The sequence below is a fragment of the Pseudomonas panipatensis genome, from assembly GCF_900099785.1.
GTDB classification, from domain to species: Bacteria; Pseudomonadota; Gammaproteobacteria; order Pseudomonadales; family Pseudomonadaceae; genus Pseudomonas; species Pseudomonas panipatensis.
This window is the reverse complement of sequence record NZ_FNDS01000008.1, coordinates 227,255-244,757: the sequence shown is the minus strand read 5'-3', so window position 1 is coordinate 244,757 and position 17,503 is coordinate 227,255. Positions and strand designations below refer to the sequence as shown.

Here is a 17,503-nt window from a genome sequence, read left to right as displayed (position 1 = left end):
GCGGCTATGGGCGGCGGTCGGCGGGCTGGCCCACGAATGGCCGCGCGCCGTAGAATCCGCCCGCTCCTCGCAGCCCGGCGGAACCCCAGGCCGCGCCCGAACGGAGCGAAGCGCTTTGCACGCCCAGCGCCGACGCACGGCCCAGCCCGAGCAGGCCCGGCGCAGCGCCCCACTGTCGAGGAATGCCCCATGCCCGTGATCGTCGAGAGCCTTGCCCAGGCCACTGCCCAGGATCGCCAGGACCTGCTGAAAATCTATGCCGACGCACCGACCTGGCTGCTCGCCCCGTTCACTGACGTGGAAGCCCTGGTGGAGGCCGGCCTGAACGCCGGCACATTGCTCGCCGGGCGCTTCAACGACCGCCTGCTCGGTGCCGCCTGGGTGGAACGGAAGGCCGATGGCTGGCAGCTCTCGCGACTGTGCGTGCGCAAGCTCACGCGCGGTCGCGGTGTCGGCCAGCGCCTGCTGGACGAGGCGCAGCGTATGGCGGTCATGGCCGGGCAGCCCCTGCGTCTGGCGATCCCGGCGGATCAACCGGAGGTTCGGCAACGCGCGGAACGCGCCGGCCTATCGCTCGACGAGCATTGCTGATGGCCGCACGCGGCACGGTGTCCTGCGCCGACATGGGGCCGCGCCGCAGCCAGCCCCATGCCACTGCCAATGGCGACTGACTAGCCGATTTCGATGTGCCGGGTACTCGCCGGCTTGCCTTCGCGCTTGGGCACGGTGAGCGTCAGCACCCCATCGGCGTAATCGGCCTTGATCTGATCCTCGTTGGCATCCTCCGGCAGGCTGAAGCTGCGCGAGAAGCTGCCGTAGAAGCGCTCTACGCGGTGCTGCTTGCTGTCTTTGTCGTCCTTCTCATACTTGCGCTCGCCGCTCAGGCTGAGCATGCCGTTTTCCAGCTTGACCTTGATGTCTTCGCGCTTGATGCCGGCCAGTTCGGCCTTGATCACATAGGTCTGCGGCGTTTCGCTGATATCCACGGCCGGTGCCCAGTCACTCATGGTCATGAGTTCCTGGGAAGCGCCTGAGCCCTTGCCGAGCTGGCGTGGATACTGGCTGTTGAGAAAGTCTTCGATTTCACGAAACGGATTCCAGCGTACCAGGGACATGGAGCACCTCCTTTTATCGAAAAGAAAGGCGGCTTGCTTGCCGTCGCCGTAAAAAGTAGCCCTCCCACCCCGGTGGGTAATGATTTGAATCAAACCGCCAGCAAAGCCTCCGCTTGCTAGACTGGTCGACCAGTACCAGGGAAACCGCGCATGCCTGCAGTCAGCACCTTACACACCCTTGCCTCCGCCAACCGTCGCTGGAAAAACTGATGGACGGCGTCGACCTGTTGATCGTTGGCGCCGGCGCGCTCGGCCTGGCCTGCGCCGCGCGGCTCGCGCGCCCGGAGCGCAGCGTGCTAGTGGTGGAGGCAGAGCGCCTGATCGGCAGCCATACCTCCAGCCGCAACTCGGAAGTCATCCATGCCGGCCTCTACTACCCGCCCGGCTCGCTGAAGGCCGAGCTGTGCCTGGAAGGCCGCGAGCGCCTGTACGCCTGGTGTGCCGCCAACGCCGTGCCCTGCCGGCGCATCGGCAAGCTGCTGGTCGCGGTAGAGGACGCCGAACGCGCCAAGCTCGACGCCCTGGCCCGCAACGCAGAAGCCAGCGGCGTGCACGACCTGCAGCCGCTCGACGCCAGCCGACTGCATGACCTGGAGCCGGCGCTGCGCGGGGTCGCCGCTCTGTTCTCGCCGAGCACCGGGATCATCGACAGCCACAGCTACCTGCAATCGCTGCAGAGCGCCGCGGAAAACCAGGGCGCGCAACTGGTGCTGGAAACCCGCATCGAGCGCCTGCAACCCACGGCGGACGGCTGGATCGTCGAAGGCGTCAGCGTCGGCGAACCCTTCACGCTGAAGGCGCAGCAGGTGATCAACGCCGGGGGCCTGTTCGCCCAGCGCCTGGCCATGGCGACGGAGGGACTGCGCGCGGTGCCCGCGCTGCACCTGTGCCAGGGTCGCTACTTCACCTACAGCGGCCGCTCCCCCTTCAGCCACCTGATCTACCCGATGCCCGAAGCCAACACCGCCGGCCTCGGCGTGCACGCCACCCTCGACCTCGGCGGCCAACTGCGCTTCGGCCCCGATGTGCGCTATCTGGACGACCTCGACTACCAGGTGGACGAACAGCTGCGCGGCGCCTTTGCCCAGGCCATCCAGCGCTACTGGCCAACGCTGGACGCCACCCGACTGCAACCGGGCTATGCCGGGATTCGCCCTAAACTGAGCGGCCCCGGGGAACCGGCTGCCGACTTCGTCATCCAAACCGCCAACGATCACGGCCTGCCCGGCCTGATCAACCTGTTCGGCATCGAGTCCCCCGGACTGACCGCCAGCCTGGCCATCGCCGAACGGGTCGCCGCCGCCTGCTGAGAGCTGGCGCGGCGACGTTGATATACTTCCGCCACTCCACCCGTCGCCAGAACAAGGATCCGTCCATGAAAGCGTTCGGCAAAATCCTGGGCATCGTCATCCTGGCCCTGCTGTTACTCGTCGTCGCCGCCGGCTTCATCCTCACCCACTTCTTCAACCCCAACGACTACAAGGACGAAATCCGCCAGCTCGCCCGCGACAAGGCCAATCTGGAACTGGGCCTGAAGGGCGATATCGGCTGGAGCCTGTTCCCCTGGCTGGGCCTGGAGCTGCACGACACCAGCGTGGCCAGCGCCAGCACGCCGAACAAACCCTTCGCCGACCTGCAACTGCTCGGCCTGTCGGTACGCGTGCTGCCGCTGCTGCGTCGGCAGGTGCAGATGAGCGACATCCGCGTCGAAGGCCTGACCCTGACGCTCATCCGCGACAAGAATGGCGCCGGCAACTGGGAAAACATCGGCAAGCCGGCGCAGGCAAGCGCCGCCGGCACTCAGCCCACGGCGCCGCAAGGCGCGTCCGGCGAAGCGCCGAAAGCGCAGGTGCGGGACATCCCGCAACCGCTGCAACTGGACATCGACAGCCTCAATGTGAAGAACGCGCGCATCGACTTCAGCGATGAGCAGAGCGGCAAGCAGTACGGCGTCGAAGGCCTGGACCTGAACACCGGGGCCATCCGCGAAAGCAGCAGCATCCCCTTCAAGCTCAGCGCCTACCTGAGCAGCAACCAACCGCTGGTTCGCGCCAAGACCGAGCTGACCGGCAGCCTGCGCTTCGATCGCGCCCTCAAGCGCTACCAACTGGAAGACGCCAAGCTCTCCGGCGAACTCGCCGGCGATCCCTTGCAGGGCAAGACCGCGACCTTCTCCGCCCAGGGCCAATTGCTGCTCGACCAGGCCGCGCAGATCGCCGAATGGACCGGCCTCAAACTGTCGATCAACCAACTGCGCGCCCTCGGCGAACTCAAGGCGCGCGACCTGGACAAGGAGCCGAAATTCACTGGCGGCCTGTCCATCGCCCAGTTCAACCTGCGTGACTTCCTCGACGGCATTGGCCAGAGCCTGCCAGCCATGGCCGACAGCAACACCCTGACCCGCCTGGAGCTGGCCGCGCGCCTGGATGGCGGGCTGAACAGCGTCAACCTCGGCGATATCAAGCTCAAGCTCGACGACAGCACCTTCAGCGGCAACCTCGGCCTGGCCGACATCGCCAAGCAGGCCTGGCGCGTCCAGCTCAGCGGTGATCGCCTGGACCTCGACCGCTACCTGCCGGGCAAGGCCGTCAAGGATGCCGAAGCGACCAGCAGCAGCCGCAAGGCGGAGGTCGATGCCACCCTGGCCAGCGCCACCACCAAGGGCGACTCGCCGCTACCCAACGCGCCGACCCAACAGGCCTGGAGCGACACGCCCTTGCTGCCGTTGGCGCGCCTGCGCGGCCTCGACCTGGATATCGCGCTGAACCTCGGCCAACTGACCCTCGACAAGCTGCCGATCGAGAATGCCGTGCTCAAGCTGCACGGGCAGAACGGCCAACTCAGCCTCGACGACATGCGTGGCGAACTCTATGACGGCCGCTTCAACGCCAAGGCCAGCCTCGACGTGCGCCAGGACGTCCCGCTGCTCAGCGCGCAGAAGCACATCGCCGGCGTGCCGATCGAGCGCATCCTCGAAGCCCAGGGGCAGAAGCCACCGGTCACCGGCCTGCTCGACCTGGATGCCGACCTCACCACCCAGGGCAACAGTCAAAAGGCCTGGATCGACAACCTCAACGGCAACGCGCGCTTCGACATCAGCAAGGGCGTGCTGCTCAACGCCAACCTCGAAGAGCAACTGTGCCGCGGCATCGCCACGCTCAACCGCAAGACCCTGAGCGCCGAGCACGGCGGCAAGGACACGCCCTTCCGCGAACTGCAAGGCAACCTGACCTTCCGCAACGGCGTGGCCAGCAACCCCGATCTCAAGGCCAGCGTCCCGGGGCTGACGGTCAAGGGTAACGGCGACCTCGACCTGCGCGTGCTGGGCATGGATTATCGGCTCGGCGTGATCATCGAAGGCGACAAGAGCGACATGCCCGACCCCGCCTGCGAGGTGAACAAGCGCTACGCCGGCATCGAATGGCCGCTGCGCTGCCGCGGCCCGCTGGAACTCGGCGCCAAGGCCTGCCGCCTGGACAAGGACGGTGTCGGCCAGATCGCCGCGCAACTGGCCGGCCAGCGCCTGAACGACAAGATCGACGAGAAACTCGGCGATAAAGTCAGCCCCGAACTCAAAGACGCCCTGAAAAACCTGTTCAAGAAAAAATGACTCCAGAACGCTTCAACTCGGCGGTACTCGACTGGTTCGACCGCCACGGCCGCCATGACCTGCCCTGGCAGCGCGACATCACCCCCTACCGGGTGTGGGTGTCGGAAATCATGCTGCAACAGACCCAGGTCAGCACCGTGATGGGCTACTACGACCGCTTCATGGACGCCCTGCCCACGGTGCAGGCGCTGGCCGCCGCCGCCGAGGACGAAGTGCTGCATCTATGGACCGGCCTGGGCTACTACAGCCGCGCGCGCAACCTGCACAAGACGGCGAAGCGCGTGGTGGAACAGCACGGCGGAGAATTCCCCCGCGACGTCGAGCAGCTCGCCGAACTGCCCGGCATCGGCCGCTCCACCGCTGGCGCGATCGCCAGCATCGCCATGGGGCTGCGCGCGCCCATCCTCGACGGCAACGTCAAGCGCGTCCTGGCGCGCTACCTGGCCTGCGACGGCTATCCGGGCGAACCGAAGATCGCCAGGCAACTCTGGGACGCGGCCGAGCGCTTCACCCCCCACGCGCGGGTCAATCACTACACCCAGGCGATGATGGACCTGGGCGCCACCCTCTGCACCCGCAGCAAGCCGAGCTGCCTGCTGTGTCCGCTGCGCGAAGGTTGCCGTGCGCACCTGCTTGGTCGCGAGAGCGATTTCCCGGTGTCCAAGCCGCGCAAGGCACTGCCGCAGAAGCGCACCCTGATGCCGATCCTGGCCAACCGCGACGGCGCCATCCTGCTCTATCGCCGCCCGTCGACCGGCCTCTGGGGTGGGCTCTGGAGTTTCCCTGAACTGGACGACCTGGCCGCCCTCGCGCCCCTCGCCGAACAACACGCCCTGCGCCTGGGCCAGCGCCGCGAACTGCCCGGCCTGACCCACACCTTCAGCCATTTCCAACTGGCCATCGAACCCTGGCTGGTGCGCGTCGAGGACGCGCCCAGCGCCGTGGCCGAGGGCGACTGGCTCTGGTATAACCTCGCCACCCCGCCGCGGCTCGGCCTTGCCGCCCCGGTTAAAAAGCTGCTGAAACGGGCAGCCGACGCTTTGAATGCAGGAGAGATGTCATGACCCGACTGGTGATGTGCCGCAAGTACAAAGAAGAGCTGCCCGGCCTCGATCGCCCGCCCTACCCCGGCGCCAAGGGCCAGGACATCTACGAGCAGGTGTCGAAGAAGGCCTGGGACGAATGGCAGAAGCACCAGACCATGCTGATCAACGAGCGTCGCCTGAACATGATGAACGCCGAGGACCGCAAGTTCCTCCAGGAGGAGATGGACAAGTTCCTCTCCGGCGAGGAATACGCCCAGGCCGAGGGTTACGTCCCGCCCAGCGCGTAAGCTTCGGTATTAACTGAAAATTTTTTTCGCGACGCGCTTGACACCCCTTCGGAAAACCCTTTTAATGCGCGCCACGTTGCCCAGGTAGCTCAGTTGGTAGAGCAGGGGATTGAAAATCCCCGTGTCGGCGGTTCGATTCCGTCCCTGGGCACCACCTTCCAGTTTCAGGTGGTGCGAAACGACCTGAAGCTCACAAAGAACCGGCCCTAGTGCCGGTTTTTTGTTGTCTGCGTTCTCGAAAAGCCGCCGCTCCTGACGCCGCCCATGGCGAGCCGATCCCCACCGGCGCATATTTGCAGAAACGGATAAAGCCAATTGCAGATTCCGCCTTAATCATCCTGCCCAATCAGCCGATGGCCTGGATTCCACAACCGCGCCCTCCGAGGGAATCAGCATGACATCGGCAATTGGCAGTTCGACCCCCGTAAACCTGCACCTTCCCACCCAGGTCAAGACGCAACAGGCTCAAGCCAGCACCGTCGACAGCGATGGCGACCATGACGGCAGCAAGCCAGGTGAAGTGGAGCAACCCAAGGCCACCTCCGGCAGCGTTGGCACCATCATCAATACCAAGGCGTGAAACCGCCCCGCATACACTGACGCTCAAAGCCCCTGAGACCCTAAGGCCCCAGGGGCTTCTCGCTTTGATAGGCGGCCAATCCCGCCTGCTGCTTTTCCGCGTGCCGCGCTGCCGACTCACCCGGCACAACGCCGGCTCGATCATCAGCGCCGAGCCTGCCCCGTACGCGCCCCGCCATCTGGCCGCGACCAGCACCTTCCAACGTTCCGACAGCACACACCTGGCCCATCAGCCCGGCGGAAATTTCCGCACTATGATTGTGCAGGGTGGACAAGCACATCCATCTTTCAGAATGATGACACCCCGGACGATTTCCACCGAAGAGGTGGGATACCCTCCGCACCTCGATGCTCGAAAACGGAGTGCCTGTGCATCCTCTCATTCGCTGGTGGCAGAGCCGTGGCAACCTGCTCCTCCTCGCCACCCTGTTCCTGCTGATACCCCTGGTTAGCCGCTATTGCTTCGGCTGGAGCACCCTGTTCGGCTATCTGTCGGACGCCGCCATGGGCAGCCTGCTGGTTCTGCTGCTGCATAACCGCCGTCTTTATGTCGCCCTGCCCGCCATGCTGCTGTGGGGGCTGATGACCATCGGCAACGCCGAACTCATCAGCGCCGTCGGCCGCATGCCCGATCCGAGCGACCTGCACTTCCTCGCCGACCCACAGTTCGTCGGCAACTCCACCCAGGGCGGCGGCATCGCCCACCCCTGGCTGGCTGGCGCCCTGGCGACCAGCATGCTTGCCTGCGTGCTGCTCTGGCGCCGTCGCGAACGACGCCTGCCGGGATACGCCTATGCCTTGCCGGTCGCCATGCTGGCCGGCCACTTCGGCCTACAGTTCGTGATCCCCAGCGATGCCGACGTTTGGAAGCAGTTCAACCTGCCGCACCGCTTGCTGGCCGGCGTGGCCGCGCAGGGCCAACTGGCAGCGGAAGACTGGCTGGCCGGCGACCAGGCCAACACCCCGCCCGACGTCACCGGCCTGACCCAGCTCGACCTCAGCGGCAGCCCACTGCTGGCCGCCCCCGGCAGCGCGCGCAACGTCCTGATCATCACCATGGAAGGCATCCCCGGCGCCTACGTGGCGACCAACCGCGCCGCGCTGAGCAGCAGCTACGAAGAGTCCATGATGCCCAAGCTCAGCGCCTGGGCCGAACGCGCCATGACCACCCCGGATTACGTGGTGCACAGCCACCAGACCATCCGCGGCCTCTACGCCATGCTCTGCGGCGACTACAGCAAGCTGGACAACGGCACGCCCAAGGGCGTCGAGCTGCTGGGCAATCCGGCGCGCGCCGCCGAGTGCCTGCCCGCGCAGTTGCGCCAGCACGGCTTCAGCACCCACTTCCTGCAAGGCGCGGGCTTGCGCTTCATGGCCAAGGACAAGGTCATGCCGGCGATGGGCTTCGACAAGACCCTCGGCCGCGACTGGTTCAAGAAGAAGCCCTATCTGGAGTTCGCCTGGGGCATGGACGACAAGGCCTTCTTCGAGGGCGCGCTGGACTATGTCGGGCAACTGCGCAAGGACAAGCAGCCATGGATGCTCACCCTGCTGACGGTGGGCACTCACCAGCCCTATTCGGCGACCCCGGAATACCTGGCCAAGTATCCGACCGCGCGCCAGGCGGCGGTGGGCTATCTGGACGACGCGATGGACGATTTCCTGCGCGGCCTGGAGAAACAGGGCGTGCTCAAGGACACCCTGGTCATCGTCACCTCCGATGAATCGCACGGCATCGACAATGTCCGCCTGGCCTCGTCCTGGGGCATGAACCTGGTACTGGCGCCCGAGCAGGCGGCGCTGCCGCCGGTGAAGGATGGTGTCTACGGCCACGTCGACCTGGCGGCCTCGGTCCTCGACTACTTCGGCTTCGTCCCGCCCAAGGATATTGCCGGCCGCTCGCTGTTCCGTGAGTACCCGAACGGACGCGAGATGATCTCCTTCACCAACGGCATGCTGCGCTATCACGACGGCAAGAACACCTTCACCGAGTGCGACTTCCAGCAAGCCTGCCGGCGCTACGAGAGTGACGGTTTCATCGCCGACAGCGCACGCTTCGTCGGTCGCTTCAGCGGTCGCCAGGCACGCTTGATCAGCGCCCGCGCGGATATCCTCGATCACTCGCTGATGAGCAGCCCGCTGGGCCGCGAATACCAGTTCGCCACCCAGGAGCGCATCCGCCTGAAACCGCAGGTGACCAACGAATACACCGACAACCTCATCGGTGCGCAGTACCTGGAGTTCCCGGCGGACAGCCACACCACGGTGAGCCTGAAGATCCGCGCCTTGCAGATGGACAGCAAGGGCGCCCGGGTCCAGCTCAAGACCCGCGAGTTCGAACAGCCGGTACCGTTGCCCATCCCGGAGTTCCCGCTGCTCAAGCGCGACCAGCCGCTGGAGATGACCTTCGGCTTCGACAATGAGCGAGCACGCAAAGCCTTCTCCTTCCACTTGCTGGCCGAGGGCAAGGGCATCATCGAGATCACCGACTTCCACGTGGTGACCCAGCCGCGCAAATCGACCATCGACGCTCGCCAGGCGGGACCGACACGGGTCGCCAGCGGCAGCTTCCTGCCCGGCCCGCGCATAGGCGGCCGGCCGGCGCTGATGGCCGGGCAGCTCGACCAGAGCAACGACGAAAGCAACGGCAACGACCTCGCCCCCTCCGGCGGCGACGAGCAACAACTCACCCAGTGAGCCTCGCAGCGCCGTGCCCTGATGATTGCATCAGGGCACGGCAGCAACTTCCCGACCCGCGTCGAAGCTGGCACTATCGCGCCCCTCATTCGCCTGGCCCGCCGTTCGACGGGTTCACCAGTGCCTCCGCGCCAGCCACACAGCCCCATTTCAGGGTGACTGTTCAGCCCAGGCGACAAGGCACTTCGGCAATGCGACAACTTGCCACAATCCAGGCCCTGCGCGGCCTTCGGGCGCTTGGCGCACTATGGGACGCATGATAGGTTGCGCTTCGCCAGGAAGGCCCCAACCCCTGCCGCGTCCCCCCGCGAAGCATCCGAATAAGAAAGAGAGGAGCCACCCATGGCCGAGGCCATTCCCGCTCTGGAGATCCGTAACCTGCACAAGCGTTACGGTGACCTGGAAGTTCTCAAGGGCATTTCCCTGACCGCCCGCGACGGCGACGTCATCTCCATCCTGGGCTCCTCCGGCTCGGGTAAGTCCACCTTCCTGCGCTGCATCAACCTGCTGGAGAACCCGCACCAGGGGCAAATCCTGGTCGCCGGCGAAGAACTCCGCCTGAAGAAGGCCAAGGACGGTGAACTGGTCGCAGCCGACAGCAAGCAGATCAACCGCCTGCGCAGCGAACTCGGCTTCGTCTTCCAGAACTTCAACCTCTGGCCGCACATGAGCATCCTCGACAACATCATCGAGGCACCGCGCCGCGTGCTCGGTAAAACGCGCGCCGAGGCCACGGAGATCGCCGAGGCCCTGCTGGCGAAAGTCGGCATCGCCGACAAGCGCCACTGCTTCCCCTCGCAGTTGTCCGGCGGCCAGCAACAGCGCGCGGCCATCGCCCGCACCCTGGCCATGCAGCCCAAGGTGATCCTGTTCGACGAGCCGACCTCCGCGCTCGACCCGGAAATGGTTCAGGAAGTGCTCAACGTGATCCGCGCGCTGGCCGAGGAAGGCCGCACCATGCTGCTGGTCACCCACGAGATGAACTTTGCCCGCCAGGTCTCCAGCGAAGTGGTGTTCCTACACCAGGGGCTGGTCGAGGAACAGGGCACACCGGACCAGGTATTCGCGAATCCGCAGTCAGCGCGCTGCAAGCAGTTCATGTCCAGTCACCGCTAACGGAGCAACCTTGCATGAAGAGCTATAAGAAGATCCTCCTGGCCGCCGCGGCCACCTTGGCTTTTGGCGCCCACGCGGTCGCCGCCGAGAAACTGCGCATCGGCACCGAGGGCGCCTACCCCCCCTTCAACGGCATCGACGCCAGCGGCCAGGTGGTCGGCTTCGACATCGACATCGCCAAGGCGCTGTGCGCCAAGATGAAGACCGAGTGCGACGTGGTCACCTCCGACTGGGACGGCATCATCCCGGCCCTGAACGCCAAGAAGTTCGACCTCATCGTCGCCTCCATGTCGATCACCGACGAGCGCAAGCAGGCCGTCGACTTCACCGCGCCGTACTACACCAACAAGCTGCAATTCGTCGCGCCCAAGTCGGTCGACTTCAAGACTGACAACGCTTACCTGAAAGGCAAGGTGATCGGTGCGCAACGCGCCACCATCGCCGGCACCTGGCTGGAAGACCACCTCTCCGACGTGGTCACCATCAAGCTCTACGACACCCAGGAAAACGCCTACCTGGACCTGTCCTCGGGCCGTCTGGACGGCGTGCTGGCCGACAAGTTCGTGCAGTTCGACTGGCTGAAGAGCGACGCCGGCAAGGACTTCGAGTTCAAGGGCCAGCCGGTGTACGACAACGACAAGATCGGCATCGCCGTGCGCAAGGGCGATCCGCTGCGCGACAAGCTGAACGCCGCGCTGAAGGAAATCGTCGACGACGGCACCTACAAGAAGATCAACGACAAGTACTTCCCCTTCAGCATCTATTGATGCGATCCCGGCGCGCCGCCTGACTGGCGGCGCCCCTCCTTCAGGCACGCTCCCTATGATTTTCGACCTGCACGGTTTCGGCTCGCAGTTGGCGGCTGGCACCCTGATGACGCTCAAGCTTTCCCTTGCGGCGGTCTGTGTAGGCCTTCTCCTGGGCCTGCTCGGCGCCATCGCCAAGACCTCGAAGAACGCCTTCCTGCGCTTGCTGGGCGACACCTACACGACACTGGTCCGCGGCATTCCGGAAACCCTCTGGGTGCTGATGATCTACTTCGGCACCGTGTCCGGGCTGAACGCCCTGGGCGCGTTGTTCAACCAGCCCGACCTGGCCCTCAGCCCCTTCGCCGCCGGCACCTGCGCACTCGGCCTGTGCTTCGGCGCCTATGCCACCGAAGTCTTTCGCGGCGCACTGCTGGCCGTGCCCAAGGGACATCGCGAGGCCGGCCAGGCGCTGGGCCTTTCCACTCCGCGGATCTTCTGGCGCATTGTCCTGCCGCAGGTCTGGCGGGTGGCCCTGCCGGGCCTCGGCAACCTCTATCTGATCCTGCTCAAGGACACCGCCCTGGTCTCGCTGATCACCCTCGACGAGATCATGCGCAAAGCCCAGGTCGCCTCCAACGCGACCAAGGAACCCTTCACCTTCTACATGACGGCGGCCTTCATCTACCTGAGCCTGACTGTCTTCGTCATGGCCGCCCTGCACGTCCTTGAGCGCCGTGCCGGCCAAGGCTTCGTGAGGAACGAGCTATGAACGATATGGAGCTGATCCTCAAGTGGCTGCCGAAAATGCTCCAGGGCGCCGGGCTGACCCTCGAGCTGCTGGCCTTCGCCGTGGTCGCCGGCCTGGCGCTGGCACTGCCCCTGGGCATCGCCCGCGCCTCGCGGCACTGGTACGTGCGCGCGCTGCCCTACACCTACATTTTCTTCTTCCGCGGCACGCCGCTGCTGCTGCAACTGTTCATCGTCTACTACGGCCTGGCCCAGTTCGATGCAGTTCGCCAGGGCCCGCTCTGGCCGTATCTGCGCGATCCGTACTGGTGCGCACTGGTCACCATGACCATGCACACCGCGGCCTATATCGCCGAGATTCTGCGGGGCGCCATCCACGCCATTCCGGTGGGTGAAGTGGAGGCCGCGCGGGCGCTGGGCATGTCGCGACGCCAGGCACTGTTCCACATCATCCTGCCGCGCGCCGCGCGCATCGCGCTGCCGGCCTACAGCAACGAGGTGATCCTCATGCTCAAGGCCAGCGCGGTGGTGTACACCGTGACCCTGTTCGACATCATGGGCATGACCCGTACCATCATCGCCCGCACCTACGAAGCCATGCTGTTCTTCTGCCTGGCCGGGGTCTTCTACCTGCTCATCACCATCCTCCTCACCCGCCTGTTCCGCGTGCTCGAACGCCGGCTACGGGTCGACGCGATGCAAGGGCGCTGACCGGCGCTCCCGAGACGGCGGTGGCGCCGCTATAATCGCCGCCCCGCCGTCTCCCCTTTACCCTTGCCGTGGCCGAACCATCCCTTGCCTGCCTGACCGGCGATGCCTTGCTCCAACGCTTCCGCGCGCTGGACGACTTCCTCCTCGCCCACCAACGGCTGTGGCGGCCAAAGCCGTTCACCCTGCGCCAGTTACCCTGGGAAGACGACTACCGCGAACTCGCCGACTGGCTGCGCGGCCGCAGCCTGGAGGACGCCGACGCCGCCCACCATCAGCCACAGCGGCTCGACGCCCCGGCGCCCTTCCCGGCCCTGGCCGCCACGGCGGCGCGCCTGGGCGCGCTCGGCGACCTGCCGGAACAGCCGCTGCCGAAGCTGCCGGCGCCGTTTCAGGTCGATGTACCGGGGCGCAAATGGCAACAGATCGAAGCCTTCGCCAGCCGCCTGAGCTTCACCCAGCGCCCCGAACAATGGCTGGACTGGTGCGCCGGCAAGGGCCATCTCGGGCGCTTGCTGGCCAGTGCCGGCGCGCCCTTGCTGAGCCTGGAGCGCGACCCGGCGCTGGTCGCCGATGGCCAGCGGCTGAGCGACCGCCTGCGCTTGAAGGCCCGGCATGTCGAACAGGACGTACTGGCCGCCGACGCCGGCGAGCACCTGCGGATCGAACACAGCGCAGTGGCCCTGCACGCCTGTGGCGACCTGCACCTGCGCCTGCTGCGCCAGGCCGCGCAGAAAGGCTGTCGCCATCTGGCCATCGCGCCCTGTTGCTATAACCGCATCGCCGCCGACGCCTACCAGCCGATCTCGGCCGCCGCCAGCGCCTCGGCGCTGCAGCTGAGCCAGGACGATCTGCGCCTGCCGCTCACCGAGACGGTCACCGCCGGAGCCCGAGTGCGCCGCCAGCGTGATGCCTCCATGGCGCGCCGCCTGGCCTTCGACCTGCTGCAGCGCGAACTGCGCGACGACGACAGCTACCTTCCCGTGCCATCCCTGGCCCCCGACTGGCTGCACAAACCCTTCGCCGACTACTGCCTCGACCTGGCCGCCCTCAAAGGCCTGCCACAGCCCAAGTCACGCGACTGGACGGCCCTGGAACAGCGCGGCTGGCAACGCCTGGCCGAAGTGCGCAACCTGGAGCTGCTGCGCGGGCTGTTCCGTCGTCCGCTGGAGCTATGGCTGTCGCTGGACCGCGCACTGTTCCTGCAGGAGCAGGGCTACCACGTGCGCCTGGGCACCTTCTGCCCCTCCCATCTGACGCCCCGCAACCTGCTCATACTCGCGGAACGCGCCTAGCACGAGCGTTCCATCAGGGCACCCACAGAAGCTGTGGATAAGTCTGTTGAGAAATACGGGAAAATCCCTGCAAATGCCTATGCTGAGCGCAGCCAGAGGCAGCTGGTCGTTTTTTAACCATAAAGAATAATTCTTTCAAAAACATCAACTTAGGAAACTGATGCGAACTGCATCAAGTTTCTTCCAAGGCATTTCCGCCATTTGCCCTGCTCTTGTGCATAAGCCCCACAAATGCACGCGTCCATGCGCGCATTTCGGGCACGCTCATGTTTCGCCCAGGGATCGAAGAGCGCTCAAAGGAATTGATTGTTGCCTATACACAACAATCTACCCATTGCTAATCGCTGCCTAGGCAGTATTATTTCGAAACAAATTCACTGCCTAGACAGTTATTAGCCTTGCCATGGATCACTATCGCGTCTCGGACTTTCCGTTCAAAGGCTCTATCGGCCAGCTTCTTGCCACCACAGCGATCCTCAAGGATCGGCTGCTGGACAAGCACCTGACGCACCTGGACATCACCGCTGCGCAATTCAAGGTGCTGTTCTTCATCGGCCACAACCGGGCCAACACGCCAGCCGAGCTTTGCCGAGAACTCTCCATCGACAGCGGTTCGATGACGCGCATGCTCGACCGCCTGGAGAAGAAGGAGCTGCTGCTGCGTCAGCCGTGCCCCCAGGACCGGCGCAGCGTGCGCCTGCGGCTCAGTCCTGCCGGTCAGGCGATGAACGAAGAGGCCCCGCAGATCGCCACCCGGGCGATGAACGAGCTGGTCGGCTGCCTCAGCACGGAAGAGCTGCACACCCTCACCCACTTGCTCGACAAGATCTTGCGCGCCCATAGCGTTGCGGCCAGCGCGCCGCAGGAGAATTGAGCCATGCGTGCCATCCGCCTCCCCGCCACGCTGCTGCTGGGCAGCGTCGTGGCGCTGTCGGGCTGCGTGACCTCCGCCGGTCTGTCGCCCAACGGCAAGGCCATCGACCCCGCCCATCTCAAGGCCGCCCGCAGTCTGGACGGAACGCCGCTATCCAGCGCCGCCTGGCCCACCCAGAACTGGTGGACCGGCCTGGGTGATCCGCAGCTCGACGGCCTGATCGGCGACGCCCTGCAAGGCACACCGGACCTGGATATCGCCGCCGCCCGCGCCCGCCAGGCCGCAGCCGCGGCCAACGCGGCGGACGCCGAACGCATGCCGAGCCTCAATGCCAAGGGCGGCTACGCCGGTATCCGCGCGCCGAGCAGCATCCTGCCGGCGCCCACTGGCGGCCGCTATTCAGCCATCAAGTACCTGTCCCTGGGCTTCAATTACGACGTCGACCTCTGGGGTGGCCAACGCGCCGCCTGGGAAGCCGCCCTCGGTCAGGCCAACGCCGCCGAAGTGGACCGCCAGGCCGCGGCCATCGCCCTGTCGACCAATGTCGCCCGCGCCTACAGCGAGCTAGGCCACGCCTTCGCCGTGCGCGATCTGTCACGCGACGAGCTGGAGCGCTCCCAGCGCATGCTCAGCTTGAGCCAGAAGCGCATGGACGCTGGCCTCGACAGCAAGGTGCAACTGCAACAGACCCAGAGCCAGGTGGCCAGCGCCCGACAGCAACAGGCCGCCGCCGAAGAGCAGATCGCCAGCGACCGTATCGCCCTGGCCGTGCTGCTCGGCCAAGGCCCGGATCGCGGCCTGACCCTGCAGCGCCCCAACGCCCTCAAGCCCGACGCCCTACGCCTGCCGGCGAACCTACCGGCGGAACTGCTCGGCCGGCGCCCGGATATAGTCGCGGCGCGCTGGCGCGTCGAGGCCGCGAGCAAGGATATCCAGGCAGCCAAGACGCAGTTCTATCCCAACCTCAACCTGAGCGCGATGATTGGCCTGGCCAGCCTGCACAGCAGCGATCTGCTGCAGGCCCCGAGCCGCTTCTACCAGATCGCCCCGGCCACCTCCCTGCCACTGTTCGACGGCGGCCGCCTGCGCGCCAACCTGGCAAGCAAGGACGCCGACTACGACCTGGCCATCGCCCAGTACAACAAGACCCTGGTCAACGCCCTGGGCGAAGTCAGCGACGACCTCGGCAAGCTGCGCTCGCTGGAACAACAGCTGGTGGATCAGCGCGAAGCCCGCGACATCGCCAAGTCCAACTTCGAGCTGGCCATGCAGCGCTACGGCGAAGGGGTGGGCAACTATCTGGATGCCCTCAGCGTGCAGCAACAACTGCTCCTCGCCGAGCGCCAGCTGGCCGACCTCGAAGCCCAGCGCATCGACCTTTCCGTCCAGCTCGTACAAGCACTGGGTGGCGGCTTCCAGGCCGACCCCGCCACTCCTTCCGCACCGCTCGCCCAGGCGAACGCCGCTGCCGTGCACTAAGAGGCAACCCACATGACCACTCACAGCCAAGAAACCACCGGTGGCAATCCCCAGCGCAAGCGCTGGCTGCTGATCCTGCTCGCCGTCGTCATCCTCTGCGGCATCGCCGCCGTGCTCTGGGAGTACCTCTATGGCCGCTGGAGCGAGAACACCGACGATGCCTATGTGAACGGCAACGTGGTACAGATCACCCCGCAGGTCACCGGCACCGTGGTGAGCATCGGCGCCGACGATGGCGATCTGGTACAGAAGGGCCAGGTGCTGGTGAAGTTCGACCCCAGCGATGCCGACATCGCCCTGCAGCAGGCCGAAGCCAACCTGGCCCGCGCCGTGCGCCAGGTACGCGGGCTGTTCAGCAACGTCGATGGCTACAAGGCCGACGTCGCCGCGAAGAAGGTCGCCCTGGCCAAGGCCGAGGCCGACTTCAAGCGCCGGCAGAACCTCGCCAACGTCGGCGCCATCTCCCAGGAGGAGCTGGCCCACGCCCGCGACGCCCTGGATACCGCGCGCAATTCCCTGACCAGCGCGGAACAGCAACTGGATACCAACCGCGCGCTGGTCGACGACACCGTCATCGCTTCCCATCCGGACGTCAAGACGGCGGCGGCCAAGCTGCGCCAGGCCTACCTGGACGACGCCCGCGCAGTGATAGTCGCGCCGGTCACCGGCTATGTCGCCAAACGCACCGTACAAGTCGGCCAGCGCGTGCAGCCGGGCGCCGCGCTGATGGCGGTGATTCCCCTGGACCAGGTGTGGATCGACGCCAACTTCAAGGAAACCCAGCTGCAGCACATGCGCATCGGCCAAGCGGTGGAGATCCGTTCCGATCTCTACGGCAACTCGGTCAAGTTCCAGGGCAGCGTCGACAGCCTCGGGGTCGGCACCGGCAGCGCGTTCTCCCTGCTGCCGGCGCAGAACGCCACCGGCAACTGGATCAAGATCGTCCAGCGCGTCCCCGTGCGCATCCGCGTGAATCCGCAACAGCTCAACGAGCACCCGCTGCGCATCGGCCTGTCGATGGACGTCAAGGTCGACCTGCACGACCAGAGCGGCCCGGCGCTCTCGCAGCGGTCGCCGAGCCAGGCGCTGTTCTCCACCGACGTCTACCAGCAACAGCTGGCCTCTGCCGACCAACTGATCGAGCAGTTGATCCACGCCAACCTGGCCGATGGCGGTCGCCGCACCGCCGCCCGCTGAGCAG

16 protein-coding genes and 1 tRNA gene are annotated in these 17,503 nt (G+C 65.8%); 16 read left to right on the top strand and 1 reads right to left on the bottom strand.

Annotation, left to right across the window (positions count from 1 at the left end; all coding sequences use genetic code 11):
* The first annotated feature begins 189 nt into the window (after positions 1 to 189).
* Complete coding sequence (locus BLQ74_RS19460) at positions 190 to 591, top strand: acetyl-CoA sensor PanZ family protein (protein ID WP_090265259.1); 402 nt, start codon at positions 190 to 192, stop codon at positions 589 to 591.
* Between the two features lie 80 nt (positions 592 to 671).
* Here the strand turns inward: BLQ74_RS19460 and BLQ74_RS19455 are convergent, their stop codons facing one another.
* Positions 672 to 1,115: an Hsp20/alpha crystallin family protein gene (locus BLQ74_RS19455; RefSeq protein WP_090265257.1), complete on the bottom strand. Its 444-nt coding sequence runs from the start codon at positions 1,113 to 1,115 to the stop codon at positions 672 to 674.
* Positions 1,116 to 1,324: 209 nt separating this feature from the next.
* On the opposite strand from BLQ74_RS19455, the gene BLQ74_RS19450 reads away from it, so the two are divergent.
* The 15 genes from BLQ74_RS19450 to BLQ74_RS19380 all read left to right on the top strand — a co-directional run bounded on the left by BLQ74_RS19450 (position 1,325) and on the right by BLQ74_RS19380 (position 17,499).
* Entirely contained in the window at positions 1,325 to 2,425 is a 1,101-nt protein-coding gene (locus tag BLQ74_RS19450; protein ID WP_090265255.1) for an NAD(P)/FAD-dependent oxidoreductase, read from the top strand.
* Positions 2,426 to 2,490: 65 nt separating this feature from the next.
* Positions 2,491 to 4,725: an AsmA family protein gene (locus tag BLQ74_RS19445; protein ID WP_090265254.1), complete on the top strand. Its 2,235-nt coding sequence runs from the start codon at positions 2,491 to 2,493 to the stop codon at positions 4,723 to 4,725.
* Positions 4,722 to 5,789, top strand: coding sequence for an A/G-specific adenine glycosylase (mutY, locus tag BLQ74_RS19440; RefSeq protein WP_090265252.1), 1,068 nt, complete (start codon positions 4,722 to 4,724; stop codon positions 5,787 to 5,789). Before BLQ74_RS19445 ends, mutY begins: the two co-directional genes overlap by 4 nt.
* Positions 5,786 to 6,058, top strand: a complete 273-nt coding sequence (locus BLQ74_RS19435; protein WP_090265250.1) for an oxidative damage protection protein — start codon at positions 5,786 to 5,788, stop codon at positions 6,056 to 6,058. Before mutY ends, BLQ74_RS19435 begins: the two co-directional genes overlap by 4 nt.
* A gap of 78 nt (positions 6,059 to 6,136) precedes the next feature.
* A tRNA-Phe gene (locus tag BLQ74_RS19430) sits at positions 6,137 to 6,212 on the top strand.
* Positions 6,213 to 6,452: 240 nt separating this feature from the next.
* A complete protein-coding gene (locus BLQ74_RS19425; RefSeq protein WP_090265248.1) occupies positions 6,453 to 6,638 on the top strand; it encodes a hypothetical protein in 186 nt (61 codons plus the stop codon).
* A 368-nt stretch (positions 6,639 to 7,006) separates the two neighbouring features.
* Entirely contained in the window at positions 7,007 to 9,334 is a 2,328-nt protein-coding gene (locus BLQ74_RS19420) for an LTA synthase family protein (protein ID WP_090265245.1), read from the top strand.
* A gap of 342 nt (positions 9,335 to 9,676) precedes the next feature.
* On the top strand, positions 9,677 to 10,450 hold the full coding sequence (locus BLQ74_RS19415) for an ABC transporter ATP-binding protein (RefSeq protein WP_090265242.1): 774 nt from the start codon (positions 9,677 to 9,679) through the stop codon (positions 10,448 to 10,450).
* Between the two features lie 14 nt (positions 10,451 to 10,464).
* Entirely contained in the window at positions 10,465 to 11,217 is a 753-nt protein-coding gene (locus tag BLQ74_RS19410) for an ABC transporter substrate-binding protein (RefSeq protein ID WP_090265240.1), read from the top strand.
* A 55-nt stretch (positions 11,218 to 11,272) separates the two neighbouring features.
* Complete coding sequence (locus tag BLQ74_RS19405; RefSeq protein ID WP_090265236.1) at positions 11,273 to 11,968, top strand: ABC transporter permease; 696 nt, start codon at positions 11,273 to 11,275, stop codon at positions 11,966 to 11,968.
* The gene (locus BLQ74_RS19400; RefSeq protein WP_090265233.1) at positions 11,965 to 12,657 is read left to right on the top strand and encodes an ABC transporter permease; all 693 of its coding nucleotides are present in this window, start codon (positions 11,965 to 11,967) and stop codon (positions 12,655 to 12,657) included. Before BLQ74_RS19405 ends, BLQ74_RS19400 begins: the two co-directional genes overlap by 4 nt.
* 68 nt (positions 12,658 to 12,725) lie before the next feature.
* On the top strand, positions 12,726 to 13,949 hold the full coding sequence (locus BLQ74_RS19395; protein ID WP_090265230.1) for a methyltransferase: 1,224 nt from the start codon (positions 12,726 to 12,728) through the stop codon (positions 13,947 to 13,949).
* Between the two features lie 403 nt (positions 13,950 to 14,352).
* The gene (locus tag BLQ74_RS19390; RefSeq protein ID WP_090265228.1) at positions 14,353 to 14,823 is read left to right on the top strand and encodes a MarR family winged helix-turn-helix transcriptional regulator; all 471 of its coding nucleotides are present in this window, start codon (positions 14,353 to 14,355) and stop codon (positions 14,821 to 14,823) included.
* Between the two features lie 3 nt (positions 14,824 to 14,826).
* A complete protein-coding gene (locus BLQ74_RS19385; protein WP_090265225.1) occupies positions 14,827 to 16,302 on the top strand; it encodes an efflux transporter outer membrane subunit in 1,476 nt (491 codons plus the stop codon).
* Positions 16,303 to 16,314: 12 nt separating this feature from the next.
* Positions 16,315 to 17,499: an HlyD/EmrA/EmrK family protein gene (locus BLQ74_RS19380; RefSeq protein ID WP_090265223.1), complete on the top strand. Its 1,185-nt coding sequence runs from the start codon at positions 16,315 to 16,317 to the stop codon at positions 17,497 to 17,499.
* Positions 17,500 to 17,503: the final 4 nt, after the last annotated feature.